Origin of the sequence: Anaerospora sp. (assembly GCF_032013335.1) — a bacterium.
Classification (GTDB): Bacteria; Bacillota; Negativicutes; order Sporomusales; family DSM-15969; genus Anaerospora.
In genome coordinates this window covers 45,185-66,728 of the sequence record NZ_DALZUO010000014.1, presented here as the reverse complement: position 1 = coordinate 66,728, position 21,544 = coordinate 45,185, and the positions used below count along the sequence as shown (strand labels likewise).

Annotated in this window: 21 protein-coding genes and 1 pseudogene; all 22 read left to right on the top strand. The window is 43.7% G+C overall.

The genetic code is table 11. From position 1 onward, the window contains the following. Nucleotides 1-9 precede the first annotated feature (9 nt). On the top strand, nucleotides 10-1,113 hold the full coding sequence (gene spoVE / locus RTR76_RS12650; protein WP_312521188.1) for a stage V sporulation protein E: 1,104 nt from the start codon (nucleotides 10-12) through the stop codon (nucleotides 1,111-1,113). Between the two features lie 11 nt (nucleotides 1,114-1,124). Continuing rightward, entirely contained in the window at nucleotides 1,125-2,243 is a 1,119-nt protein-coding gene (murG, locus tag RTR76_RS12645; RefSeq protein WP_312521186.1) for an undecaprenyldiphospho-muramoylpentapeptide beta-N-acetylglucosaminyltransferase, read from the top strand. A gap of 68 nt (nucleotides 2,244-2,311) precedes the next feature. Continuing rightward, complete coding sequence (murC, locus tag RTR76_RS12640; RefSeq protein WP_312521184.1) at nucleotides 2,312-3,688, top strand: UDP-N-acetylmuramate--L-alanine ligase; 1,377 nt, start codon at nucleotides 2,312-2,314, stop codon at nucleotides 3,686-3,688. Between the two features lie 76 nt (nucleotides 3,689-3,764). Continuing rightward, nucleotides 3,765-5,018, top strand: a complete 1,254-nt coding sequence (murA, locus tag RTR76_RS12635) for a UDP-N-acetylglucosamine 1-carboxyvinyltransferase (protein ID WP_312521183.1) — start codon at nucleotides 3,765-3,767, stop codon at nucleotides 5,016-5,018. Nucleotides 5,019-5,032: 14 nt separating this feature from the next. After that, on the top strand, nucleotides 5,033-5,962 hold the full coding sequence (locus RTR76_RS12630) for a D-alanine--D-alanine ligase (protein WP_312521182.1): 930 nt from the start codon (nucleotides 5,033-5,035) through the stop codon (nucleotides 5,960-5,962). A 105-nt stretch (nucleotides 5,963-6,067) separates the two neighbouring features. Further along, nucleotides 6,068-6,823: an FtsQ-type POTRA domain-containing protein gene (locus tag RTR76_RS12625; protein ID WP_312521180.1), complete on the top strand. Its 756-nt coding sequence runs from the start codon at nucleotides 6,068-6,070 to the stop codon at nucleotides 6,821-6,823. Between the two features lie 18 nt (nucleotides 6,824-6,841). Continuing rightward, nucleotides 6,842-7,534, top strand: coding sequence for a DUF881 domain-containing protein (locus RTR76_RS12620; protein ID WP_312521178.1), 693 nt, complete (start codon nucleotides 6,842-6,844; stop codon nucleotides 7,532-7,534). 1 nt (nucleotide 7,535) lies between these two features. Continuing rightward, complete coding sequence (locus tag RTR76_RS12615) at nucleotides 7,536-7,865, top strand: small basic family protein (RefSeq protein WP_312521177.1); 330 nt, start codon at nucleotides 7,536-7,538, stop codon at nucleotides 7,863-7,865. Nucleotides 7,866-8,029: 164 nt separating this feature from the next. Continuing rightward, the gene (ftsA, locus tag RTR76_RS12610; protein ID WP_312521175.1) at nucleotides 8,030-9,217 is read left to right on the top strand and encodes a cell division protein FtsA; all 1,188 of its coding nucleotides are present in this window, start codon (nucleotides 8,030-8,032) and stop codon (nucleotides 9,215-9,217) included. A 33-nt stretch (nucleotides 9,218-9,250) separates the two neighbouring features. Beyond that, nucleotides 9,251-10,300, top strand: coding sequence for a cell division protein FtsZ (gene ftsZ / locus RTR76_RS12605; protein ID WP_312521173.1), 1,050 nt, complete (start codon nucleotides 9,251-9,253; stop codon nucleotides 10,298-10,300). 178 nt (nucleotides 10,301-10,478) lie between these two features. Further along, nucleotides 10,479-11,402, top strand: coding sequence for a sigma-E processing peptidase SpoIIGA (locus RTR76_RS12600; protein WP_312521172.1), 924 nt, complete (start codon nucleotides 10,479-10,481; stop codon nucleotides 11,400-11,402). Further along, nucleotides 11,393-12,130 carry an RNA polymerase sporulation sigma factor SigE gene (sigE, locus tag RTR76_RS12595; protein ID WP_396144989.1) on the top strand — a complete coding sequence of 246 codons (738 nt, stop codon included), beginning with the start codon at nucleotides 11,393-11,395 and terminating at the stop codon, nucleotides 12,128-12,130. Before RTR76_RS12600 ends, sigE begins: the two co-directional genes overlap by 10 nt. A gap of 125 nt (nucleotides 12,131-12,255) precedes the next feature. Then, on the top strand, nucleotides 12,256-13,029 hold the full coding sequence (gene sigG / locus RTR76_RS12590; RefSeq protein ID WP_312521171.1) for an RNA polymerase sporulation sigma factor SigG: 774 nt from the start codon (nucleotides 12,256-12,258) through the stop codon (nucleotides 13,027-13,029). A gap of 27 nt (nucleotides 13,030-13,056) precedes the next feature. Continuing rightward, entirely contained in the window at nucleotides 13,057-13,656 is a 600-nt protein-coding gene (gene spoIIR / locus RTR76_RS12585; protein ID WP_312521169.1) for a stage II sporulation protein R, read from the top strand. A gap of 58 nt (nucleotides 13,657-13,714) precedes the next feature. Further along, nucleotides 13,715-13,972: a YlmC/YmxH family sporulation protein gene (locus tag RTR76_RS12580; protein WP_132074907.1), complete on the top strand. Its 258-nt coding sequence runs from the start codon at nucleotides 13,715-13,717 to the stop codon at nucleotides 13,970-13,972. Between the two features lie 211 nt (nucleotides 13,973-14,183). Beyond that, nucleotides 14,184-14,660, top strand: coding sequence for a transcriptional regulator NrdR (nrdR, locus tag RTR76_RS12575; RefSeq protein WP_312521167.1), 477 nt, complete (start codon nucleotides 14,184-14,186; stop codon nucleotides 14,658-14,660). A gap of 17 nt (nucleotides 14,661-14,677) precedes the next feature. Next, nucleotides 14,678-16,690 (top strand): anaerobic ribonucleoside-triphosphate reductase, encoded by a 2,013-nt coding sequence (gene nrdD, locus RTR76_RS12570; protein WP_312521165.1) that lies wholly within the window; start codon nucleotides 14,678-14,680, stop codon nucleotides 16,688-16,690. Between the two features lie 12 nt (nucleotides 16,691-16,702). Then, a complete protein-coding gene (gene nrdG / locus RTR76_RS12565; protein WP_312521163.1) occupies nucleotides 16,703-17,227 on the top strand; it encodes an anaerobic ribonucleoside-triphosphate reductase activating protein in 525 nt (174 codons plus the stop codon). A gap of 116 nt (nucleotides 17,228-17,343) precedes the next feature. Further along, on the top strand, nucleotides 17,344-19,074 hold the full coding sequence (locus RTR76_RS12560; protein ID WP_312521161.1) for a TIGR03960 family B12-binding radical SAM protein: 1,731 nt from the start codon (nucleotides 17,344-17,346) through the stop codon (nucleotides 19,072-19,074). A 14-nt stretch (nucleotides 19,075-19,088) separates the two neighbouring features. After that, nucleotides 19,089-19,901: a peptidoglycan editing factor PgeF gene (pgeF, locus tag RTR76_RS12555; RefSeq protein WP_312521159.1), complete on the top strand. Its 813-nt coding sequence runs from the start codon at nucleotides 19,089-19,091 to the stop codon at nucleotides 19,899-19,901. A gap of 11 nt (nucleotides 19,902-19,912) precedes the next feature. Then, a complete protein-coding gene (locus RTR76_RS12550; RefSeq protein WP_312521157.1) occupies nucleotides 19,913-20,605 on the top strand; it encodes a response regulator transcription factor in 693 nt (230 codons plus the stop codon). Nucleotides 20,606-20,935: 330 nt separating this feature from the next. Further along, nucleotides 20,936-21,544 (top strand): annotated as a pseudogene (locus RTR76_RS12545) (hypothetical protein); the annotation flags it as partial.

Here is a 21,544-nt window from a genome sequence, read left to right as displayed (position 1 = left end):
GGGAGAGATTTGACGATTAAGCCAAAATCACCCGATTATATTCTGTTTTTTGCTGTTATGGGGCTGTTAGGACTAGGCATTGTTATGGTATACAGCTCTAGTGCGGTTTCGGCATCCGTTAATTTTGATGACAGTTACTATTTTTTGAAGAGACAGCTTATTTGGGCTTCTTTAGGTTTATTTGCGATGTTTCTGACAATGAATATTGATTATCATACATGGCGTCCACTAGCCAAGCCTATTTTAATTGCTACGATTGTTCTGCTTATATTAGTTTTAATACCAGGACTGGGTAAGGTGGTCAATGGAGCTCGCCGGTGGCTGGGTTTTGGCTCAATTTTTCTACAGCCTTCTGAAATTGCAAAATTAGGCGTAGTGATATTTTATGCCGATAGCTTGGTTCGCCACCAGGAGAAATTGACTAGTTTCGTAAAAGGGCTTGCACCACAGCTGGCTATTTTACTGCTTGTTTTTGGCTTAATTTTGAAAGAACCAGACTTAGGTACAGCACTTGCCATTGGCGGAACAGTTTTTATCCTGTTTTTTGCAGCAGGGGCAAAGATTAGTCATCTAGGCGGTCTGGGGGCAGTCGGAGTCGTAGGGATTATCGCTGCTATTTTGTATGAACCTTATCGCATGCGGCGCTTACTGGCTTTTAGTGATCCCTGGTCAGATCCCCTTAATAGCGGTTATCATATCATCCAGTCGCTCTATGCTATTGGCTCTGGTGGTTTGTTTGGAGTGGGCTTAGGACGGAGCAGGGAAAAATTCTTGTATTTGCCTGAGCCTCATACTGATTTTATCTTTGCAATTCTGGCAGAAGAATTAGGATTTATTGGAACGGCAACCGTGCTGATTTTATTTTTCCTTTTCGCATGGCGGGGCTTAAGAGTAGCGATTGCTGCTCCAGATATATATGGGAGTCTCCTGGCAGCTGGCCTGACAACTATGATTATTTTGCAGGCGCTGATGAATATTGCTGTTGTTACCGCATCTATGCCGGTTACCGGTATACCGCTGCCTTTTATTAGTTTTGGCGGATCGGCCTTGATCTTTACCATGGCTGGAGTCGGTGTAGTTTTGAATATTTCACGGTATGTCAGTATGAAGTAGGGGGTACTATCTTGCGAGTTATTTTATCAGGCGGGGGAACCGGCGGGCACATTTACCCCGCTGTTACCATAGCCAAGACTATTGCCGGCTTGGAAAAGTCGGATATTTTATTTGTTGGTACTAAGCAAGGCTTAGAGGCTGATCTGATACCTAAAGAAGGTTATCCTTTTTCCACAATAGAAGTGCGCGGTTTAGAGCGGCGCCTATCGTGGGCCAATGTTGTTACTTTTTATAAGACCATGGGGAGCCTCTGGCACTCAAGGCGGATTATAAGGGACTTTAAGCCGGATATTGTCATTGGAACCGGCGGTTATGTGTGCGGACCTGTACTTCTTGCAGCCAGCCTATCGGGAATTCCTACCATTATTCAGGAGCAAAATGTCATTCCGGGTATCACCAATAAAATACTTGCACATTTTGTTGATAAAATTGCAGTAGGCTATGCGGAAGCAGGCCGGTATTTTGCTAAACCAGGTAAGGTAGTTGCAACAGGCAATCCTGTTCGGCCGGATGTCCTAACCGCTAACAGAGCGGAGGGTATTGCAGAGCTTGGTCTGGATCCAGAGAAGCTTACGCTTTTGGTAGCTGGAGGGAGCCGCGGCGCTCGCAGCATTAATACGGCGATGATTACGGTTCACAAGCATTTTGCCGGACGATCGGATATACAAATCTTGCACGTTACAGGGCAGAGCGAGTATAATAGCTTAGTTGGCAATTTTAAACAGCAAAGTATAGATATTTCCAGTTTTGGCAATATTATCATTAGACCTTATTTGTATAATATGCCTTATGCTTTGGCAGCGGCAGATATAGCGGTATTTCGGGCGGGAGCTATCGGCTTGGCTGAATTGACAGCCCGTGGAATTCCGTCTATATTAATTCCCTATCCTCACGCAGCTGAAAACCACCAGGAATGTAATGCCCGTGTCCTAGAGGAGCATGGGGCGGCTGAGGTCATCCATGATGCTAAACTTACCGGTGAATTGTTAGTAACTGCGATTGAAAATATGGTGAATAATCGTTCAAGGCTTAACGAAATGGCTAATGCCAGCCGAAAATTAGGACGTCCGCAGGCTGCAGAGGAAATTGCCCAGCTGGCAATAAAATTAAAAATGGGCTCAAAAAAGTAACAACTCGAGTCTAGGGTGCATACTATGAGATACGTTCCGGGTATGCGCAAGAAAGGGGAGAAAAGTAGTTGTTGGAGAATATAAAAAAAATTCACTTTGTAGGTATCGGGGGCGCTGGAATGAGTGCTATTGCCAAGGTTTTGCTGGCAATGGGATTTACTGTTTCAGGGTCAGATATTTCTAAGTCAGAAACTACGTACAAATTGGAGCAGCTTGGTGCCAAAGTTTGTGTTGGGCACTGCAGTGAGAACGTTCAGGATGCAGAGGCAATTGTAATTTCTACTGCTATCCCCGAAAGCAATGAAGAGCTGAGAGCTGCCAAGGAACGAGGATTAACTGTATTTCATCGCGCCGATATTGTGGCGGCAATTATGGAAAACCAGGAGGGCATTGCAATCGCCGGTGCTCACGGCAAAACGACAACGACCTCTATGATTGCTATTATGCTGGAGAAAGCCGGAATCGACCCTACGATTTTAATTGGCGGAGAACTCGACTATCTTGGTGGCAATGCGAAACTGGGCAAAGGGAAACATGTAGTTGCCGAAGCCGATGAAAGTGATGGGTCTTTCTTAAAATTGTCTCCTAAAATTGCCATTGTTACTAATATTGAGAATGACCATATGGATTTTTATGAAACAATGGAAAATATTTTAAACACCTTTCAGCAATTTCTACATAAACTGCCTGTAGAAAGCGGTCTTGCTATTTTGTGTTTCGATAATCCCTTTGTCCGGGATATTGCAGAACAATTAGACCGCAAATATGTATCTTATGCTGTCGATCATGAGGCAGATTATACGGTTCGCAATATCCGTATTAATGGATCGGCAACAATTTATGACGCCTACTATCAAGGACAGCTGCTGGGATCAATCAGCTTGAACGTCCCCGGCAGGCACAATATTGCAAACTCATTGGCCGCAATTGCAACAGGCGTGTATCTAGGACTGACGTTTACACAAATTGCCGACGGATTGGCAGCATTTCAGGGCGTAAAGCGGCGTTTCCAAACCAAAGGCCGGGTAAAGGGTGTTTGGATCGTGGATGATTATGCTCATCATCCTACTGAAATTGCTACTACTCTTAGTGCTGCCCAGGATTTAAAACCTAAGCGGCTTATCTGTATTTTCCAGCCACACCGCTACTCACGCACAAAGTTTTTGCGTGAAGAATTCGGCCGCGCTTTTGGCCCGGCAGACCATTTAATTCTTACTGACGTATATTCTGCAGGCGAACAGCCGATTGCAGGAATAACGGGTGAGGTACTGAAAGAAGAAGTTGAGCGTCAAACATCGCAGACCGTTACTTATATTCAGGATAAAAATAAAATTTGCCGTTATTTATTAGAATTTGTTGAACCAGGCGATCTGGTGATGACAATGGGGGCAGGCGACATATACCGTTCTGGTGAAGAATTGGTTGAAAAGCTGGCTCAGATTTGAGTACTTGGTCAAGCCTCGCTTTTGAGGGATGACATTGCTGTGATAGGGTGATTGTACTTTTCTAGGAGGGTTGACGATGGAGAAATTTATCGTCCAGGGAGAAGTACAACTAAACGGTACAGTAAAAATTAGCGGAGCAAAGAATGCTACACTGCCAATTATGGCTGCAACGCTCTTATGTGCCGGTATAAGTGTAATTCATGATGTACCCCGTTTGCGTGATATCAGCATTATGCAAGACATCATGACTCTTTTGGGAGCACGAATCAAGAGACAGGACAGTTCACTGATTATTGATACGACTAATGTAAATAAGGCTGAAATACCGGAACATTTAATGCGTGAAATGCGAGCGTCAGTATTTCTAATGGGGCCTTTATTAGGACGCTTTCGCAAAGTCCGTCTTTCTTACCCCGGTGGTTGTGCCATAGGTCCGAGGCCCATTAATTTACATATTAAAGCATTAGAGAAAATTGGCGCAAATGTTAAAGAGAGTTTCGGGTTTATTGAAGCGGAAGCAGATGAACTGACGGGTGGAGAAATTCATTTTGATTTTCCCAGCGTCGGTGCTACTGAGAATGCGATGATGGCTGCTGTCCTAGCCAAAGGAACTACCATTATCCGCAATGCCGCAAGAGAGCCGGAAATCTGCGATTTGCAGCAGCTGTTAAGTAAAATGGGTGCGAAGATTTATGGTGCGGGGACGGATACTATCCGGATTGAAGGCGTAGCAAGTCTGAACGCTACTGAACATACCGTTATTCCCGATCGCATTGAGGCAGGTACCTTTCTTGTGGCGGGAGCCATGACCAAAGGCGATGTAACGGTAAATAATGTTTGTCCTGATCATTTATTCCCCGTTATTGACAAACTTCAGGAACTGGGAGCTTCTGTAGATTGTGGAGCCCGCAGTATCCGGATTCGAGCAGGAGAGTTGCGTGGGGTTGATATTAAGACACTGCCCCATCCTGGATTTCCTACTGATCTGCAGGCACCAATGCTGTCTATGCTGGCTATTGCCAAAGGAACCAGTATTATTACTGAGACTATATTCGAAAATCGCTTTAAGCATGTTGATGAGATGACCCGTATGGGTGCTAAAATAAAAGTAGAAGGTCGTACCGCTGTGATAAGGGGAGTTCAAAAACTCACCGGTGCAGTAGTGGATGCTCCCGATTTACGGGCTGGTGCAGCTCTGGTGTTAGCTGCGTTAACAGCAGAAGGACTGTCGGAAATTGAGCATGTTTACCATATTGACCGCGGTTATGAAGGCTTTGAAAACAAATTGCAGCACCTGGGAGCATCCATCATTCGCCGCAAAAGTGAATAGGGGGAATTACCACCGTGAAAACTAAAAAAATTGCTGTACTTATGGGTGGCCCTTCAACGGAGCGGGAGGTTTCGCTTAATACGGGCGGAGCTATTTTAAAAGCTCTTCAGGAAAAGGGATATCAAGCAATTGCAATGGAACTTAATCCACTGCATTTTGTGGAGCAAATCAAAGCTGAAAAAATAGATGTTGTATTTAATGCTGTTCACGGTAAATTTGGAGAAGACGGAACCATTCAAGGTGTACTTGAGCTAATCGGTATTCCTTATACGGGCTCTGGTATGCTGGCCAGTGCTGTAGCAATGGATAAAGTGATTTCGAAACGCTTATTTATGGCAGATGGTATTCCAACGCCACGTTCCCTGTTTTTTCAGCATACAACAAATACCAGTGAGATACTGCAAACTATTGATAAACAATTCGAGCTGCCTGTAGTCGTAAAAGCAGCTTCTCAGGGGTCCAGTATTGGTGTCAGTATTGTTAGTGATGCTCCTTCACTGGAAACAGCCATTGAGGAAGCCTTTGGCTATAGCGATCATATTGTGGTTGAGGAATTTATTAAAGGCAAAGAACTTACTGTAGCAGTTATTGGTGATGAAACTGCTCAGGCTTTACCGATTATTGAAATTGTTCCTCATTCGGGAAAATATGATTACCGTTCAAAGTATACAAAAGGCTGTACGGATTATATTGTCCCAGCTGAACTGGAGGATGTAGTTACAGAGCGGATTCAGAATCTTGCAGTTAAAGCATTTCGGCTATTTGGCTGTCGTGGAGTGGCAAGAGTTGATTTTATGATGGATGAAGCAGGGCAGCCTTATGTATTAGAAATAAATACCATACCAGGTATGACGGCAACGAGTCTCGTGCCGAAAGCAGCCGCTGCGACTGGACTTTCATTCTCTGATCTGTGTGAACAGATACTTAAAATGGCAAGAAAATGATAAAAAACAGGCAGAAGATCAAATCTGCCTGTTTTTTTTAGTTTTGCTTATGAGCAAGTTAGTGTATAATTACCACAGAAGGTTGACCACGAGGTGTTAAAGTACATGCGAACAACCGATAAATTATGGTCAGGCCAGCAAGAACGAAAGTCTCTGCCGCCACGTCATTTTATGTATCTTTTGTTGATTTTAGTTACTTTAGTTGCATCATTTTTGTTTGTCAACTCTCCTTATTTTATCGTTGGAGGGGTGTTGGTCGAAGGAAATAAGTATGTTTCGGTTGAAGAGGTGTATCGCATTGCCGGTATCCCTGAGTCAGTTAATATCTTCCGGCTAAATACGGATGATATTCGCCATCGCTTGACAAGTGATTTGCGTTTGTCGGATGTGGAGGTTTCCCGGAAGCTGCCGACTTCGATTGTTATTCGGCTAAAAGAAAGACAACCTTTAGCGTATATAGCAAGCGGATATGGCTTTGTTGAAGTTGATAAACAGGGAATTGTTCTTGCTGCTTTTCGGAATTTAAAACAGGTAAATGTACCGTTAATCACCGGAATACGCCTTGGAAATGTGTATGTGGGAGATCAAATCGAAAATAGCCAGATAAAGAATATCTTAACGTATCTGGCTGCACTGGATGAGGCAACAATTAACCAGCTTTCGGAGATTAATATAAAATCACCGCAGCAGTTAGTTGCGTATACAATTGATTCTATCACCATACGCATAGGCAGTAATGATAAAATGGACGAAAAATCCAAATTAACGCAGGCTATTATCCAGGAGATACATGATAAAAAATTAGCAGTTGAATATGTTGATTTAAATTATGCGTCTCCTTTTGTGAAGCTGAAACAATAAGTGAAAGGGGTGAGACTATTGCTTCCTGTAAAGCAGGGACAGATGGCGATTGCTTTGGTTTGTGTCGTGCTAGGTGTCATGATTGCCGTGCAGTTCAGGACAACACAAGATATCCGGGCTAGTATTCCTTTTCAACGCGTAGAGGATTTATCCCAGCGACTTAATCAGACAGAAAAAGAACGGGATGCACTATTGAAAGAAGTGCAACAACTCCGTCAAGCCTCTGAAAAAGAGACTGTTTCGCGAGAAATAGAAACTTTGAAAATGGGGGCAGGAGTTGTAGCAATGCAGGGGACAGGCATAACCGTTACTATAGATGATAGTAAACGGCCTACCAAACCCGGTGAAAACCCTAATTTGTATCTGATTCATGATGATGATATTTTGAAAGTAATTAACGAGTTATGGGCAGCTGGAGCCGAAGCTGTGGCTATTAATGAACAGCGGCTTATTGCCAGCTCTGAAATACGCTGTGCGGGGCCTACCTTGTCTGTGAATAATACCCGATATTCACCACCGTATGATATTCGTGCTATTGGTGATCCGCAAACACTGGAAACCGCTTTAAAAATGCGCGGTGGTGTTGTGGAAACCTTGCAATTCTGGGGTATCCAGGTAACTTTGAAAAAGCAAGAAGAAGTTACTGTACCCGCATATAAAGGCACCTTCCGCTTTGAGTTTGCCAGTCCGGTCAAGGAGGGTGGCAAATAGTATGGTATTACCTATTATTGGACTTATAATTGGTGTTATTATCGGTACAATTTTTCCTATCAGTATTCCTGCCGAATATGCAAAATTTATGTCAGTAGCACTTTTGGCATCACTTGACTCTGTATTCGGCGGCTTGCGGGCCGGAATTGAAGAGAAATTTGATAATACGGTTTTTATTACCGGCTTTTTTACAAATGCATTGCTTGCTGCAGGACTGGTGTACATTGGCGAACGCCTGGGAATTGATTTGTATTATGTTGCTTTATTAGCTTTTGGATTGCGTGTTTTCCAGAATCTTGCAATTATTCGTAGATATTTTCTTAAAAAGTAAAAAAAGGTCGATAGCTTTCTATATTAGGAAGTTATCGACCTTTTCTGGGTCTTTCGTCATATATTTATTGAAATCATTGCATTTTCTGTGTAATAAAAAAGGGAAAATGCTACTTCTGTTGAAACATATGGAAAGAACATAATGTAGTGCTATGAGGAGCGGGCATGAAGAATCAATATCTGTTTGCGACTGATGTAGGAACAAGCTCTATAAAGGTTATTGTAGGACAAGTAAAGCCAGACGGATTACTTACTGTCCTCGGTATAGGGACTGCGCCTACAGAGGGTTTTGTTAAAGGTGTTATTGTTGATGTACAAGCGTTGGCTAAATCAATTCGCCAAGCCCTGGATTGTGCTTCAGTTGCAACTAATGTTGCAATTGGCCCCGTACATCTCGGGATAAGCGGTGATGCAGTCCGCTTTTATACCTGCCGCGGTAGTGTAGCACCCGTAATTCCTGATCGAGTGACCCAGGATGATGTAAATCGTGCTTTACGCGCTGCTATCGTCACAGGAGTACCGGAGGAATCCACTATTTTGCATACGATACCTACCGGCTATTGGCTTGATGGAGCTAAAGTAGATGCTGTAACTGCTCAGCACAAAGGTTCTCGTCTGGAAGTGGAAGTTTGCATTGCAACTCTGGATAAACGCATAGATTCTCAACTCTCAAGAGCCCTGCAGGACAGGGAGGTTGTGATTGCAGATATTCATGCTAATGCACTTGCAGCTTCTAATTTCGCTTCTGAAGCGAATCAATATATAGTGATAGACATGGGGGCTGGTACTACCGATTTAGCATTTTATAGCAGGCAGCATGTAGAGGCTGCTGCGACTTTGCTGCTCGGCGGTGACTATATTACGCAGGATATTGCTCAAGGCGTAGGAGTCAGCCGGGTTCATGCTGAGGAAATAAAGCGTTATTATGCGAAATTAAATCCTGGCCTCTACGGTCAGGATGTTATACTGGACTGTAACGATTATGGCACAACCGATAAGCATGTTGCTTATGATTTTCTTCATCATATCGTAGAGAGCAGGGTGCAGGAAATTGTTGAGCTTGTCTACGACCATACTGTACATAGCGGCCTGCGCAGTGAAGAAATCATCCTTACTGGCGGTAGTTGTTACCTGCCCAGTCTTAGACAGCATTTAGAGCAGAGCTTTGGTATTCCGGTGCGGTTAGCACCACTCGATTCTATGTTGCCTGAATATGCTTTTTATTCTAACACGGCAGTATATGGTCTGGTAGAATATGCGGTAACTCAACAGTTACCAGAGGATGCATCGAATGAGAATATACCGTCAGGTATACTGGATAGTCTTTGGGAACGAGTTAAAACATTCTTCTAAATCACACAGCTAGACAATAAGGAGGAATTATCCATGCTTGAATTTGATATGGATTTGGATCGCTTTGCTGCCATCAAAGTAATTGGTGTCGGCGGTGGTGGTAATAATGCAGTTAACCGCATGATTGCCGGAGGTCTTCAGGGAGTAGAATTTTTAGCAGTTAATACGGATGCGCAGGCTCTTTTATTATCACAGGCGCCTAATCGCATTCAAATAGGTGGCAAACTTACCAAGGGACTTGGTGCCGGAGCTAATCCGGAAATTGGTGAAAAGGCAGCTCAGGAAAGCCGCGAGGAAATTATTAAAGCTTTAAAGGGCGCCGATATGGTCTTTGTCACTGCCGGTATGGGCGGCGGGACCGGAACAGGCGCGGCACCTGTTGTAGCTGAATGTGCAAAAGAAGTGGGGGCGCTTACTGTCGGCGTAGTAACAAGACCCTTTGGTTTTGAAGGAAAACGCCGTCAGACTCAGGCCGAACGGGGAATTGCAAAACTAAAAGAAAAAGTAGATACGCTGATTACGATTCCTAATGACCGGTTAATGCAGGTAGTTGATAAACGAACGCCAATTATTGAGGCTTTCCGGATTGCCGATGATGTACTCCGCCAAGGTGTACAGGGGATATCCGATTTAATTGCTGTTCCAGGCTTAATTAATTTAGATTTCGCGGATGTTAAAACCATTATGGTTGAACAAGGTTCGGCTCTAATGGGAATTGGTATAGCCACAGGAGATAATCGTGCTACAGCAGCAGCAGAAGCTGCTATCAAGAGTCCCTTGCTGGAAACTTCAATTGAAGGGGCCAAGGGCGTACTCTTAAACATCACTGGCGGCTCGACACTCGGTTTGTTTGAAGTCAATGAAGCAGCAGAGATTATTGCCCGTGCAGCCGATCCGGAAGCGAATATTATTTTCGGTGCAGTTATTGACGAGAAGTTTAGCGATGAGGTCCGGGTTACTGTTATTGCGACCGGCTTTGATCAGCTGCCTCCCAAAATTGTTGCTGAAAAAGTAGATACACCGGTAATTGAACGTTTCAAAAAACCGGATCTTGACATTCCGGCGTGGATGCGTCGCTCCTAATGGAATAAATTGTTGAAAACCAGCCTATAAAAGGCTGGTTTTTTTATTTTTATCCTGCCATAAATTTACATTTTTTTAAAAATAAGCCTGTTATACTAGTACTAAAATTGCCTTAATGGCCATACATTTTTATGTACTTCCTAGATATAGTAAAAATCACACTAGGCAGGTAATTACGATGGTTGTTTATGGGGATATCATAGTGGCAGTCAATATTGTCATGAATGCCATAATATTATGGCTAACGGCATTGGCGGCAGGGATTACAGGAAAGGCTTGGCGAATTGCAGCTGCTTCGATAATTGGGGCCGCGTACGTGTTGATAAGTGTATTTGAATACTCAATTATTTTTTATCATCCCGTTGGTAAAGGGCTGGTATCGGTAGTGATTGTGATTATTGCTTATGGCTATTCGTCAATTCGCATGCTGTTTTTCCAGGTAGGAGTATTTTATCTTATTTCCTTTATTTTAGGTGGCGCAATTTGGGGATGGCTGTATTTTTTGCAGCAAAACTCGCCAGTTTTGCTGAGTACTGTATCTGTTGCAGTCCAATGGAGTTATTTGTTTACTGGTATATTTTTGGGAGTTGGATTAGTAGTCCTCCTTGTCCGGCGATGTTTAAGCCGAATGTATAGGAAGCAGACCGTTTATCCGGTGACAATAGAATATGCCGGAAAAACAGTGGCAACAGCAGCAATGCTCGATACAGGAAATGGATTGTATACGATTGTGGGCCGGAAACCGGTGATGCTTGTTGAGCTTGCTGTCATTAATGCTGTACTCAGCCCAATGGCGGAAGAGTTTTTAACAGGATGCCAGGCAGAAAACTGGCTAGGCAATTTACATGAATGCAAGGATATTGAATGGCTGGGCAGGGTGGAGGTTGTTCCCTACCGGGCTGTGGGAAATAAAAGTATGCTGCTGGCTTTTAGACCCGGCAGCCTTAGTATAAAAACAGATTCGGGTATATTGACAGTAGATCATGTGGCTGTGGCTATTTATAGCGGAACGTTATCCAATGACGGCACGTATCATGCACTGTTGCATCCGGATTTATTTAAGAGCGGTAAATATGAAGGGGAGGCGAATTTATGCGCATAAATTGGCTTGTTATTAAACTATATATGAAACTAAAAGTTATCGCCTTATTGCAGTCGCTCAACATACTACAACCGGATGAAGTCTTTTATGTTGGCAGTACGGAAATTTTACCGCCACCTTTGAGCAATGATGAAGAAGCTTTTTTAATGTTGAGACTTCAAAAGGGCGATAAGGCAGTACGCAGCGTTTTTATTGAGCGTAATTTACGCTTAGTTGTTTATATTGCCAGAAAGTTTGAAAATACGGGAGTTGGTATTGAAGATTTAGTCAGTATCGGCACCATTGGACTTATTAAGGCTGTAAATACGTTTGATCCGGTCAAGCGTATTAAGCTTGCTACGTATGCTTCACGCTGTATTGAAAATGAAATATTGATGTATCTCAGACGAAACTCAAAAACACGAGCGGAGGTATCGTTTGATGAACCACTGAATATCGACTGGGATGGAAATGAATTGCTGCTTTCAGATGTCCTGGGAACAGAAAATGATATTATTTATAAATCGGTAGAGGAAGAAGTCGATAAAACACTGCTTCATACAGCGATGAATAAGCTGTCCGGCCGGGAACGGCGTATTATGGAATTGCGTTTCGGGTTAAATGAGGAGGGAGTAGAGCGGACCCAAAAAGAGGTTGCCGATATGCTGGGAATCTCCCAATCCTACATCTCCCGCCTAGAAAAGAGAATTATAAAGCGATTGCGTAAAGAAATTATCCGAATGGAATAAGACAAAAATGGAGGCACCTCTGGGTGTCTCCATTTTTGTCTTTATTCCGGTATAAAACGCCACAGTAGTGGCAATAATTCTCATAGGCTATTAACTAACCATGGAAACTTATGGGAGGGTACAACATGATTGTAAATAAAGTTGAGATCTGCGGTGTGAATACAGCAAAACTCCCGGTGCTTTCCGCCACAAAGATGCGCGAGTTGTTTGAGATCATGCAGCAGGGTGAAATATCTGCCCGTGAGCAGTTGATTTATAGCAATTTACGGCTCGTTTTGAGTGTAATTCAGCGCTTTAACAATCGTGGTGAATATGTAGATGACTTATTCCAGGTAGGCTGTATCGGCCTGATGAAAGCAATTGACAATTTTGATCTTTCACAAAACGTTAAGTTCTCTACCTATGCAGTGCCGATGATTATTGGTGAAATACGACGATACCTAAGGGATAATAATCCAATTCGCGTCAGCCGTTCTATGCGGGATATTGCATATAAGGCATTGCAGGTTAGAGATTCTCTTGTCAGCAAGTTTTCGCGAGAACCCTCTATTAATGAGATTGCCGATGAACTAAAGCTGCCGCGGGAAGAAATAATTTTTGCTCTGGACGCCATACAGGAACCGATTTCTTTATTTGAGCCCATTTATCATGATGGCGGAGATCCTATATTTGTAATGGATCAAATTAGTGATGATAAGAATTTGGATATGAACTGGCTTGAAGGAGTTGCAATCAAAGAGGCGCTTCGAAAACTTAGCGACAGAGAGAAGCATATTCTCACTTTGCGTTTCTTTGAAGGAAAAACGCAAATGGAAGTTGCAGAGGAAATCGGAATTTCGCAGGCACAGGTATCCCGACTAGAAAAGGCCGCATTAGGGCATATGAGAAAGCATATATAAATGAATTTTTGAAATTAGGGGATGTCAATGAGGAAAAATTTACTTTGTCTGGGTATGGTTTTGGTAATTGGTTTTTTTATCATCAGCGGATGGGGCATGTTAATTTGGCAGGCAAGACAATCTGCTGCAGTTACAGTGCCAAATGGAGATTTAATCCGTCTGCATGTGCTGGCTAACAGCGATCATCCTGAAGATCAAGAATTAAAGTTAAAAGTTCGTGATGCTGTGATTGCTTATCTAGCGCCCTTTTTAAGTAAAGCCGGAAGTGCGGTAGAAGCTCGTGAAATGATCAATGCCCGTAAACATGAGATTATCGCAACAGCCCAGGAGGTTGTGCGAAACAACGGTGCAGCTTACAACGTTGACCTGCAAGAAGGTATCTTTGAATTTCCTGTAAAAGCGTATGGAGATTTGGTGCTTCCGGCAGGAAAATACGAGGCAGTTAGAATTTTATTAGGCGAAGCACAGGGCAAAAACTGGTGGTGTGTACTTTTCCCACCGCTGTGTTTTATTGATGCGGCAAATGCTACAGCAGTGCCAGGAGTAGCAAAAATCGATAATGAGAAAAAAGCAGATTCTGCTAAAGTGGAGCTCCGTTGGAAATTTGTTGAGTGGTTGAATAACTAGTCACTTTTATCACTTGTCCCTCATATACTGTATCGATGAATAGCAGGGGGGCGGAGTAATGCTGAAGACAAGCGATTTAAAACTGAAAGAAGTAGTCAATGTGCTTGATGGCAAACGGCTGGGTGGAATTACGGATATTGAAATTGATATTGAAACCGGCCGGCTGACAGCTATTGTGGTACCTGGGCAAGGTAAATTTCTGGGGCTGTTTGGGAGAAATGAAGACATCGTTATTCCCTGGGAAAAAATAAACAAAATCGGTATGGATGTAATTTTAGTAGAAACTGCTTCTTTTACGGAACTGAAGCACGATTAAAAAGAAATCTGCTCACCACTTGGAGTGAGCAGATTTCTTTTTTTATTGTGATGTAAAATATCGGATTTTTTTATTATTGTTAAAGGATTTATACATTATATAGCGTATATACATTGAGTAAACACAATATATTGTAATGACGTTGAAAGCAAGACAAGCCATTTCCATTATAGCAATAGAAGCATTTTTGTGTAAAGGGGGATTTTGTCGAATGCGTTGTCCCTTTTGTTATTTTCCTGAAACCAAAGTGACTGATTCACGCGGTGCTGATGAAGGGAATACAATTCGCCGCCGCCGGGAATGTCAACAATGCAATAAGCGGTTTACTACGTATGAAATGGTCGAAGAATTGCCTCTAATGGTAATAAAGAAGGACGGGCGCAGGGAATTGTTTGATCGCAACAAGTTGATCAACGGGCTATTACGGGCTTGTGAGAAGCGGTCAATTTCGGTGGGCGTTATTGAAGAATTAGCTGTTAATGTAGAAAAGGAAATCCGCAATACTCTTGATCGGGAAGTCACAACCCAGCGGCTTGGCGAAACAGTTATGCACTATCTTAAGGAAATTGATCAGGTTGCCTATGTACGGTTTGCTTCAGTATATCGTCAATTTGCCGATATTCAAAACTTTATGCATGAACTGGAAGTCTTAATGAAGCAGGTTAGCAAGCCGGATCATTCTAAATGAAAAGCGAGGAGAACGAGATGTCGAGTACAATAAAAAAACGGGACGGGCGGGAAGCATTTTTTGATGAAGGGAAAATAACAGAAGCGATTTTTAAAGCGGCTAAGGCAGTTGGTGGTGCAGATAAACAATTGGCAATGGAACTGACGCTGGATGTGCTTCGTTATCTGAAACAAACATGTTCAAGTGAAGCCATTTCCGTTGAAAACGTACAGGATGCCGTAGAAAAAATCCTAATTGAAAAAGGACATGCCAGAACGGCGAAGGCGTATATACTGTATCGGGCTAAACGTACGCAAATGCGGGAAGCTAAGTCGGATCTTATGGATACGGTGGCAGAAATTCTGGTAGAAACGAATAGAGAGAATGCGAATGTATCGAATTCGCCATCAGCCAAAATGCTGCAAATTGCCAGTGCTGCAAGTAAAGCCTATTACTTAAATCGTCTTATTCCTGAAAAAATAGCACAGGCCCACACACGGGGCGATATCCATATTCATGACCTTGATTTTTATGGTAAGACCTTGACTTGTCTGCAAATTCCATTAGGAAAATTATTATCCCAGGGATTTAATAACGGACATGGTTTCATTCGTTCTCCGAAAAGACCTGCATCTTCCACTGCATTAGCAGCAATTATTTTGCAAAGCTCACAAAATGACATGCACGGTGGTCAATCTTTTGCTTTTTTTGATTACGATATGGCACCCTATATGGCAAAAGCCAGTGATGAAGAAATTTACCAGGCCATGGAGGCCCTGATATATAATTTGAATAGTATGCATTCCCGGGCAGGGGCGCAAGTGCCTTTTTCCAGCTTGAATCTGGGGACGGATACTAGTCCTGCCGGGCGGGCAGTTATAAAAAATGTACTGCTGGCGTATGAAAAAGGCTTAGGACGCGGCGAGAATCCGATTTTCCCCAATATTATTTTCCGTGTAAAAGAAGGGATTAATCTCAATCCTGGTGAACCAAACTACGATTTATTCAAGCTGGCAATTCGGGTGGCCGCACAGCGGTTAAATCCTACATTTGCTTTTATGGATTCTTCTTTCAATAAACCTTATGGCGATCAAGTCGGTTATATGGGCTGCCGTACGCGGGTAATGGCGAACAGGCGTGGACCTGAGGTTACCGACGGGCGGGGAAATCTTAGCTTTACCACAATAAATTTACCTCGTTTAGCTATTAAAGCGGATAAGAATTTGATGAAGTTTTATCAGGGTCTTACAGAATTAATTGACCTGACTTGTGAACAGCTTTATCATCGCTATCAGATTCAAGCTAAACTTAAGGTTAAAGATATGCCATTTGTGATGGGCCAGGGCTTATATCTGGATTCAGAAAAACTGGACCTGAATGATACGATTGAAGAGACAATTAAGCATGGCTCGCTGTCTGTCGGCTTTATTGGTCTGGCAGAAACGCTTATTGCTCTTACCGGTCAGCATCATGGAGAAAGTGGCGACTCTCAAGCATTAGGAGAGGAAATTGTTGCCTTTATGCGCAATATGATGGACAATGCCAGTGAAAAATATAATTTAAACTATACCTTGCTGGCTACTCCGGCAGAAGGCTTGTCAGGCCGGTTTATTAAAATGGACAGGGCTGAGTATGGATCTATCGCTGGTGTGACAGATAAAACATTCTATACTAACTCGTATCATATACCTGTTAACCATGCGATAAGCGCGTATGATAAAATCCGGGTTGAGGGTGTTTATCATAAGTATTGTAATGCAGGACATATCAGTTATGTTGAATTCACTGCGCCTCCGGTAAACAATCTGGGGGCTGTAGAGGATATTATCCGGTTTATGAAAGAATGTGACTATGGGTATGCAGGCATTAACTTTCCCATTGATTTTTGTGATGGCTGTGGCTATTTAGGGGTAATCGATAGCGATGAATGTCCATCATGCGGTACGTCCTCAGTACGAAGAATTCGCCGTATTACCGGTTATCTCAGCACAGTTGAACGGTTCAATGATGCCAAAACAGACGAACTGAAACAACGGGTTTCTCATGCGTAAGGAGTGGGTAATATGCAGCTGAGGATTGCCGGCATTACGCAGGAGAGTGTCGTCGATGGACCGGGATTGCGTGTAGTTATTTTTACACAAGGCTGTCCTCATCAATGCCCGGGGTGCCATAACCCCCAGACGCATGATCCTAACGGGGGATATAGTATTACAGCAGCTGAAATACTAACGGTAATAGAGAATTCTCCGCTAATCAGAGGCGTTACTTTCTCTGGCGGAGATCCCTTTCTACAGCCTAAACCCTTGACGTTCATTGCTAAACAAGTTCATAAACGCGGGCTTGATATAGTAACCTATACTGGGTTTCGCTTTGAAGAGGTAGTTGCGCTTGGACTTAGACGGCCGGAAATAAAAGAATTGCTGCAAAGCACAGATGTTTTAATTGATGGCCCCTATTTGGCGGCTGAACGTGATCTCAGGCTTGCATTTAGGGGATCACGCAATCAACGGCTTATTGATGTCCCCCGATCATTAAAGTCTGGCCGTGTTATCTTGTGGGAAGATCCTGCAGCCCGTATTTGGGCATAATAAAAAACAGCTCACTTCCCAAAGTGGGCTGTTTTTTATTTATGAGATCTGGCTGGGCAGGAAAAACTATAATAACGTGTAAATTGTTAATGTGAATACAATTTGGAGTGATGTTGTTGTCCTGGTATATAAAAGAAAAGTTACAACAAGTGGTAGCCCGGGAAGAGGGAACCATTCTTTATGCACCGGGTGCACGAAGCGGGTTTGCTCTGGTTTACCCTAATTCCTATCATGTAGGAATGTCTAATCTTGGGTTTCAGATTATTTATCAACAAATTAATAGCCGTAGTGATACCGCCTGTGAGCGAGTGTTTTTACCTGATAAAAAAATGGAGCAAGAACATATTCGGACCAATACTCCGCTGCTGACACTGGAAACACAGCGTCCTCTATATGAATTCGGGCTTATTGGCGTAGCAATGACTTTTGAAATGGATTATTTTAATTTGCTTTCTGTATTAGAATTGGGAAAAGTCCCCCTGCTTGCCACAGAGCGAGAAGAAAGCGACCCATTTGTCATACTGGGAGGACCCTGTGCGACCTTCAATCCTGAGCCTCTGGCAGAGTTTATTGATGCCTGCATCGTTGGTGAGGGGGAAGAAGTTATCCATGAATTGCTTGATGCGTATTATCGCGGTAAAGACGAAGGGCTTTCACGGAGTGAAATGCTAGCTGCCTTTGCTAAGCTGGAGGGAGTATATGTTCCCAGTTTGTATCAGCCGGCTTATGGTGAAGATGGGATTATCCAAAAAATTAGGCCTGCCCAGGAAGTGCCTGCATGTGTAAGCCGCCGGTGGATTGCCGATCTGGATGCTTATCCGGCCCAGACGGTAGTCATAACTGCCGATACAGAATTTAAAGGGCTGTATCTTGTTGAAGTGGCCAGGGGCTGCGGGCGGCATTGCCGCTTTTGCATGGCCGGCTATTGTTTTAGAAGGCCCCGTACACGGTCATTGTCCAAATTGAAAAGTGCTGTTGAGGTTGCCAAAGGCCATGGACTTAAAGTTGGCTTAATGGGAGCTGCTATATCTGATTATCCTGAAATTGATGAGCTGTGCCAGTATATCGTTAATCAAGAGATGGGGCTGTCGGTAGCCTCGCTGCGGGCTGATTCACTTTCACCCCTGCTGGTTGAGGCTTTGGCTGCAAGCGGATTACGGACTATTACCTTAGCACCTGAGGCAGCAAGTGAAAAGATGAGACTGGTGATTAACAAAGGAATAACCGACGAGCATCTATATGGATCAATCGACTTAGCTGCCCGGGCTGGTATCGCTAATGTTCGTTTATACATTATGGTTGGCTTGCCGTATGAAGAGCAGCAGGACATTGAAGAAATCGTTGAGATGGCCTTGCGGGTAAAAAGCCACATGGAACAACAGGGCAGCAAAGGAAATCTGACGTTAAGTATCAATCCGTTCATTCCTAAGCCTTTTACTCCTTTTCAATGGCTGCCGATGGCCGATATTAAAATAGTTGAAAAGCGACTTCAATATATTCAGGCAGCACTGAAGGGACAGAAAAAAATTGAAGTCTTGATAGAGAATCCCCGGGAAGCGTACATTCAAGGTGTGTTGTCCCGTGGTGACAGGCGGGTAGCTTCCCTGTTACTGGCAGCTCACCGTAATGGCGGGGTAAAGGGATGGAAGAGAGCAGTAAAAGAAAGTGATCTTGATGAAGCTTTTTACCTTTATCGTGAACGCAGCACAGAAGAAATTTTGCCTTGGCAAACCTTAGATATGGGACTGAATCACCGGTACCTGGCAACAGAACTTGAGAATGCGAGTATGTTAAAACAAACTGCATCCTGCACAGAGGGCTGCAAACGCTGCGGTGTTTGTAAATAAAAGGAGGGGGAAGGATGGACCCGTTTGTTCTGCGGCGTGGAAATAATAATATATGGCACGGAATATTTCCGGCCTTTGCCCGCTTAGGTATTAAGCATGGGATCTCTACCAGACTGGGTGGTGTGAGCAAACCGCCTTTTGCTGCCCTCAATTTGGGATTGCACACCGGAGATGAGGCAGCTGATGTGGTTACGAACCGTCAGCTTTTTTGCGAGACTGTCGGAGTAGATTATGAACAGGTTGTTACAGCCGAACAAGTTCATGGCGATCAGATCCGCATAGTCGGTATGAGTGAGGCCGGGCGGGGGAGAAGCATATACGAAGAGTCCCTGCCCGGTACGGATGGATTGGTGACAAACTGCAAAGGTCTGCCGTTAATGCTGCTGTTTGCTGATTGCGTTCCTGTGCTGATTGCCGATCCTGTTCGTAGTGTAGTCGGTGTCAGCCATGCCGGCTGGAAAGGCGCAACAGCAAAAATTGCCGCAAAGACGGTTTTGACCATGCAAGGGCATTTTGGAACAAATCCTGCAGATTGCCTGGTTGCCGTTGGTCCCTCGATTGGACGGTGCTGCTATGAGGTGGATGAGCTAGTTGTTAATAAGCTGCAAACAGGTTTTCCTCAATGGCAGCAATTAGTCACTGAGCGAAGCGATAAATGGTTATTGGATTTGTGGGAAGTTAACCGGCAGCAACTGTTGGAGGTTGGTGTCCGTCAAGATAATATCAGTATTAGCGGTGTATGCACCGCATGCAATACGGAGGTCTTCTTTTCCTACCGGCAAGAAGGCGGTCAGACAGGTCGAATCGGAGCTATTATTACGCTTTAGGGGGAGAAAAAATGCCTGATAAGATCTTGGTTGTTGATGATGAACTGCATATTCGTGAACTGGTAAAATTCAACTTGCTTAAAGAAGGCTTTGAAGTGTTGGAAGCAAGTGATGGACATGCTGCCGTTAAAATGGCCCGCGCAGAAAAGCCGGATCTGGTCATTCTTGATTTAATGCTGCCCGGGTTAGACGGACTAGAGGTTTGCCGGTCCTTGAAGGGCCGGAGAGAAACAGCCGCTATTCCCATTATTATGCTAACGGCTAAAAGTGAAGAAATTGATAAAGTGATCGGCTTGGAGTTAGGAGCTGACGATTATTTAACAAAACCTTTCAGCACTCGTGAATTAACCGCCAGAGTAAAAGCGGTTTTACGGAGAAGTCATAAAGATGCTTCTCAGGTGGGGGAAATGACAATTGGTGAGTTACGGCTGAATTTTAGCCGTTACGAGGCCCATTTAGGCAAAGAAAAGTTAGAATTGACTCCTAAGGAGTATGAACTGATCAAGTTGCTTTCCACTAATGTAGGCAAAGTATTTACACGCGATCAACTGTTAGAGAAGATTTGGGGTTATGAATATTTCGGTGATACCCGTACCGTTGATGTCCACGTTCGCCATTTGCGGGCGAAGCTGGCACAGGATGCGGAAATTGCAGATGCAATCGAAACTGTACGGGGAGTTGGGTACCGGTTTCGGGATATTTAACTAAATAAATTTAAGTTATATTTCATTCCCGCCTCGGCGGGTTTTTTTATTTCTTACAGGGGTCAACCGGCATTAGTTAAGCGCTTATAAACATGCAAGAATGAACAATTTTTAAATCTATATAGGGGGCGCTAACATTTTTTGTGACAAATATATTTTGCGCGCCTCGCACTTCAGACCACTGCACCTAGGGCGTCACTTTATAAGGGCAGTACTTTTATTCTCGTAGTAACACCCAATTTAGTAGCTTACATATAATAAAACATAATGTTTTTCTACAACTAATTACTTGATTCTGTTATTTGTTTTAAATATGAGGAGGGAAGTACGATGCCAGCTTTATCGCTATACCTTGAACGTCAGTTACAGGGAGCCATAACTCCAAGCTCCAATGTGATATTTGATACTTTAATTACGAGTAGTGGTCCAATTAGTTATGATGCTCTTACAGGAGTTATAACGATCAATCAACCGGGAAAGTTCTTGATTAACTGGTTTGTAGCGTCTCAGGCATCGGCAGGATCAAATAGCATTGCTTTTTCTGTTATGACATCACAGGGGGATAATATTCGGGGTGAGTCACCTGTTAAACTGGGTGAAGTAGTGGGTTTTGCGGTTATTCAGGTGGATGGTGCGCCCCTAACACTACAATTAGTCAGCCAAACTCCAAATACGGTGTGGTATGCGCAAGTAGCAGAAGTTAAGGCTGCTCTTTCATTAACAGAGGTTCTTGAGGAAACAGGAGCAACAGGGGCCACAGGTGAGACAGGATCTACGGGAGCTACAGGGGTAACAGGAGCCACAGGTGAGACGGGAGCCACGGGTGGGACCGGAGCTACAGGAGCTACAGGAGCCACAGGTGGAACCGGAGCCACAGGTGCTGCGGGAGACATAGGCCTTATACGGCAACCATGGGCAAGCGTAGCAGTTCTTCCCCAG

What these genes read in the sequence shown, in the direction of transcription:
- murA (WP_312521183.1), top strand. Translation starts at nt 3,765, where the DNA reads ATGGAGAAATTTATCGTCCAGGGAGAAGTACAACTAAACGGTACAGTA.
- RTR76_RS12625 (WP_312521180.1), top strand. Translation starts at nt 6,068, where the DNA reads ATGCGAACAACCGATAAATTATGGTCAGGCCAGCAAGAACGAAAGTCT.
- RTR76_RS12615 (WP_312521177.1), top strand. Translation starts at nt 7,536, where the DNA reads ATGGTATTACCTATTATTGGACTTATAATTGGTGTTATTATCGGTACA.
- ftsA (WP_312521175.1), top strand. Translation starts at nt 8,030, where the DNA reads ATGAAGAATCAATATCTGTTTGCGACTGATGTAGGAACAAGCTCTATA.
- ftsZ (WP_312521173.1), top strand. Translation starts at nt 9,251, where the DNA reads ATGCTTGAATTTGATATGGATTTGGATCGCTTTGCTGCCATCAAAGTA.
- RTR76_RS12600 (WP_312521172.1), top strand. Translation starts at nt 10,479, where the DNA reads ATGGTTGTTTATGGGGATATCATAGTGGCAGTCAATATTGTCATGAAT.
- sigE (WP_396144989.1), top strand. Translation starts at nt 11,393, where the DNA reads ATGCGCATAAATTGGCTTGTTATTAAACTATATATGAAACTAAAAGTT.
- sigG (WP_312521171.1), top strand. Translation starts at nt 12,256, where the DNA reads ATGATTGTAAATAAAGTTGAGATCTGCGGTGTGAATACAGCAAAACTC.
- spoIIR (WP_312521169.1), top strand. Translation starts at nt 13,057, where the DNA reads ATGAGGAAAAATTTACTTTGTCTGGGTATGGTTTTGGTAATTGGTTTT.
- RTR76_RS12580 (WP_132074907.1), top strand. Translation starts at nt 13,715, where the DNA reads ATGCTGAAGACAAGCGATTTAAAACTGAAAGAAGTAGTCAATGTGCTT.
- nrdR (WP_312521167.1), top strand. Translation starts at nt 14,184, where the DNA reads ATGCGTTGTCCCTTTTGTTATTTTCCTGAAACCAAAGTGACTGATTCA.
- nrdD (WP_312521165.1), top strand. Translation starts at nt 14,678, where the DNA reads ATGTCGAGTACAATAAAAAAACGGGACGGGCGGGAAGCATTTTTTGAT.
- nrdG (WP_312521163.1), top strand. Translation starts at nt 16,703, where the DNA reads ATGCAGCTGAGGATTGCCGGCATTACGCAGGAGAGTGTCGTCGATGGA.
- pgeF (WP_312521159.1), top strand. Translation starts at nt 19,089, where the DNA reads ATGGACCCGTTTGTTCTGCGGCGTGGAAATAATAATATATGGCACGGA.
- RTR76_RS12550 (WP_312521157.1), top strand. Translation starts at nt 19,913, where the DNA reads ATGCCTGATAAGATCTTGGTTGTTGATGATGAACTGCATATTCGTGAA.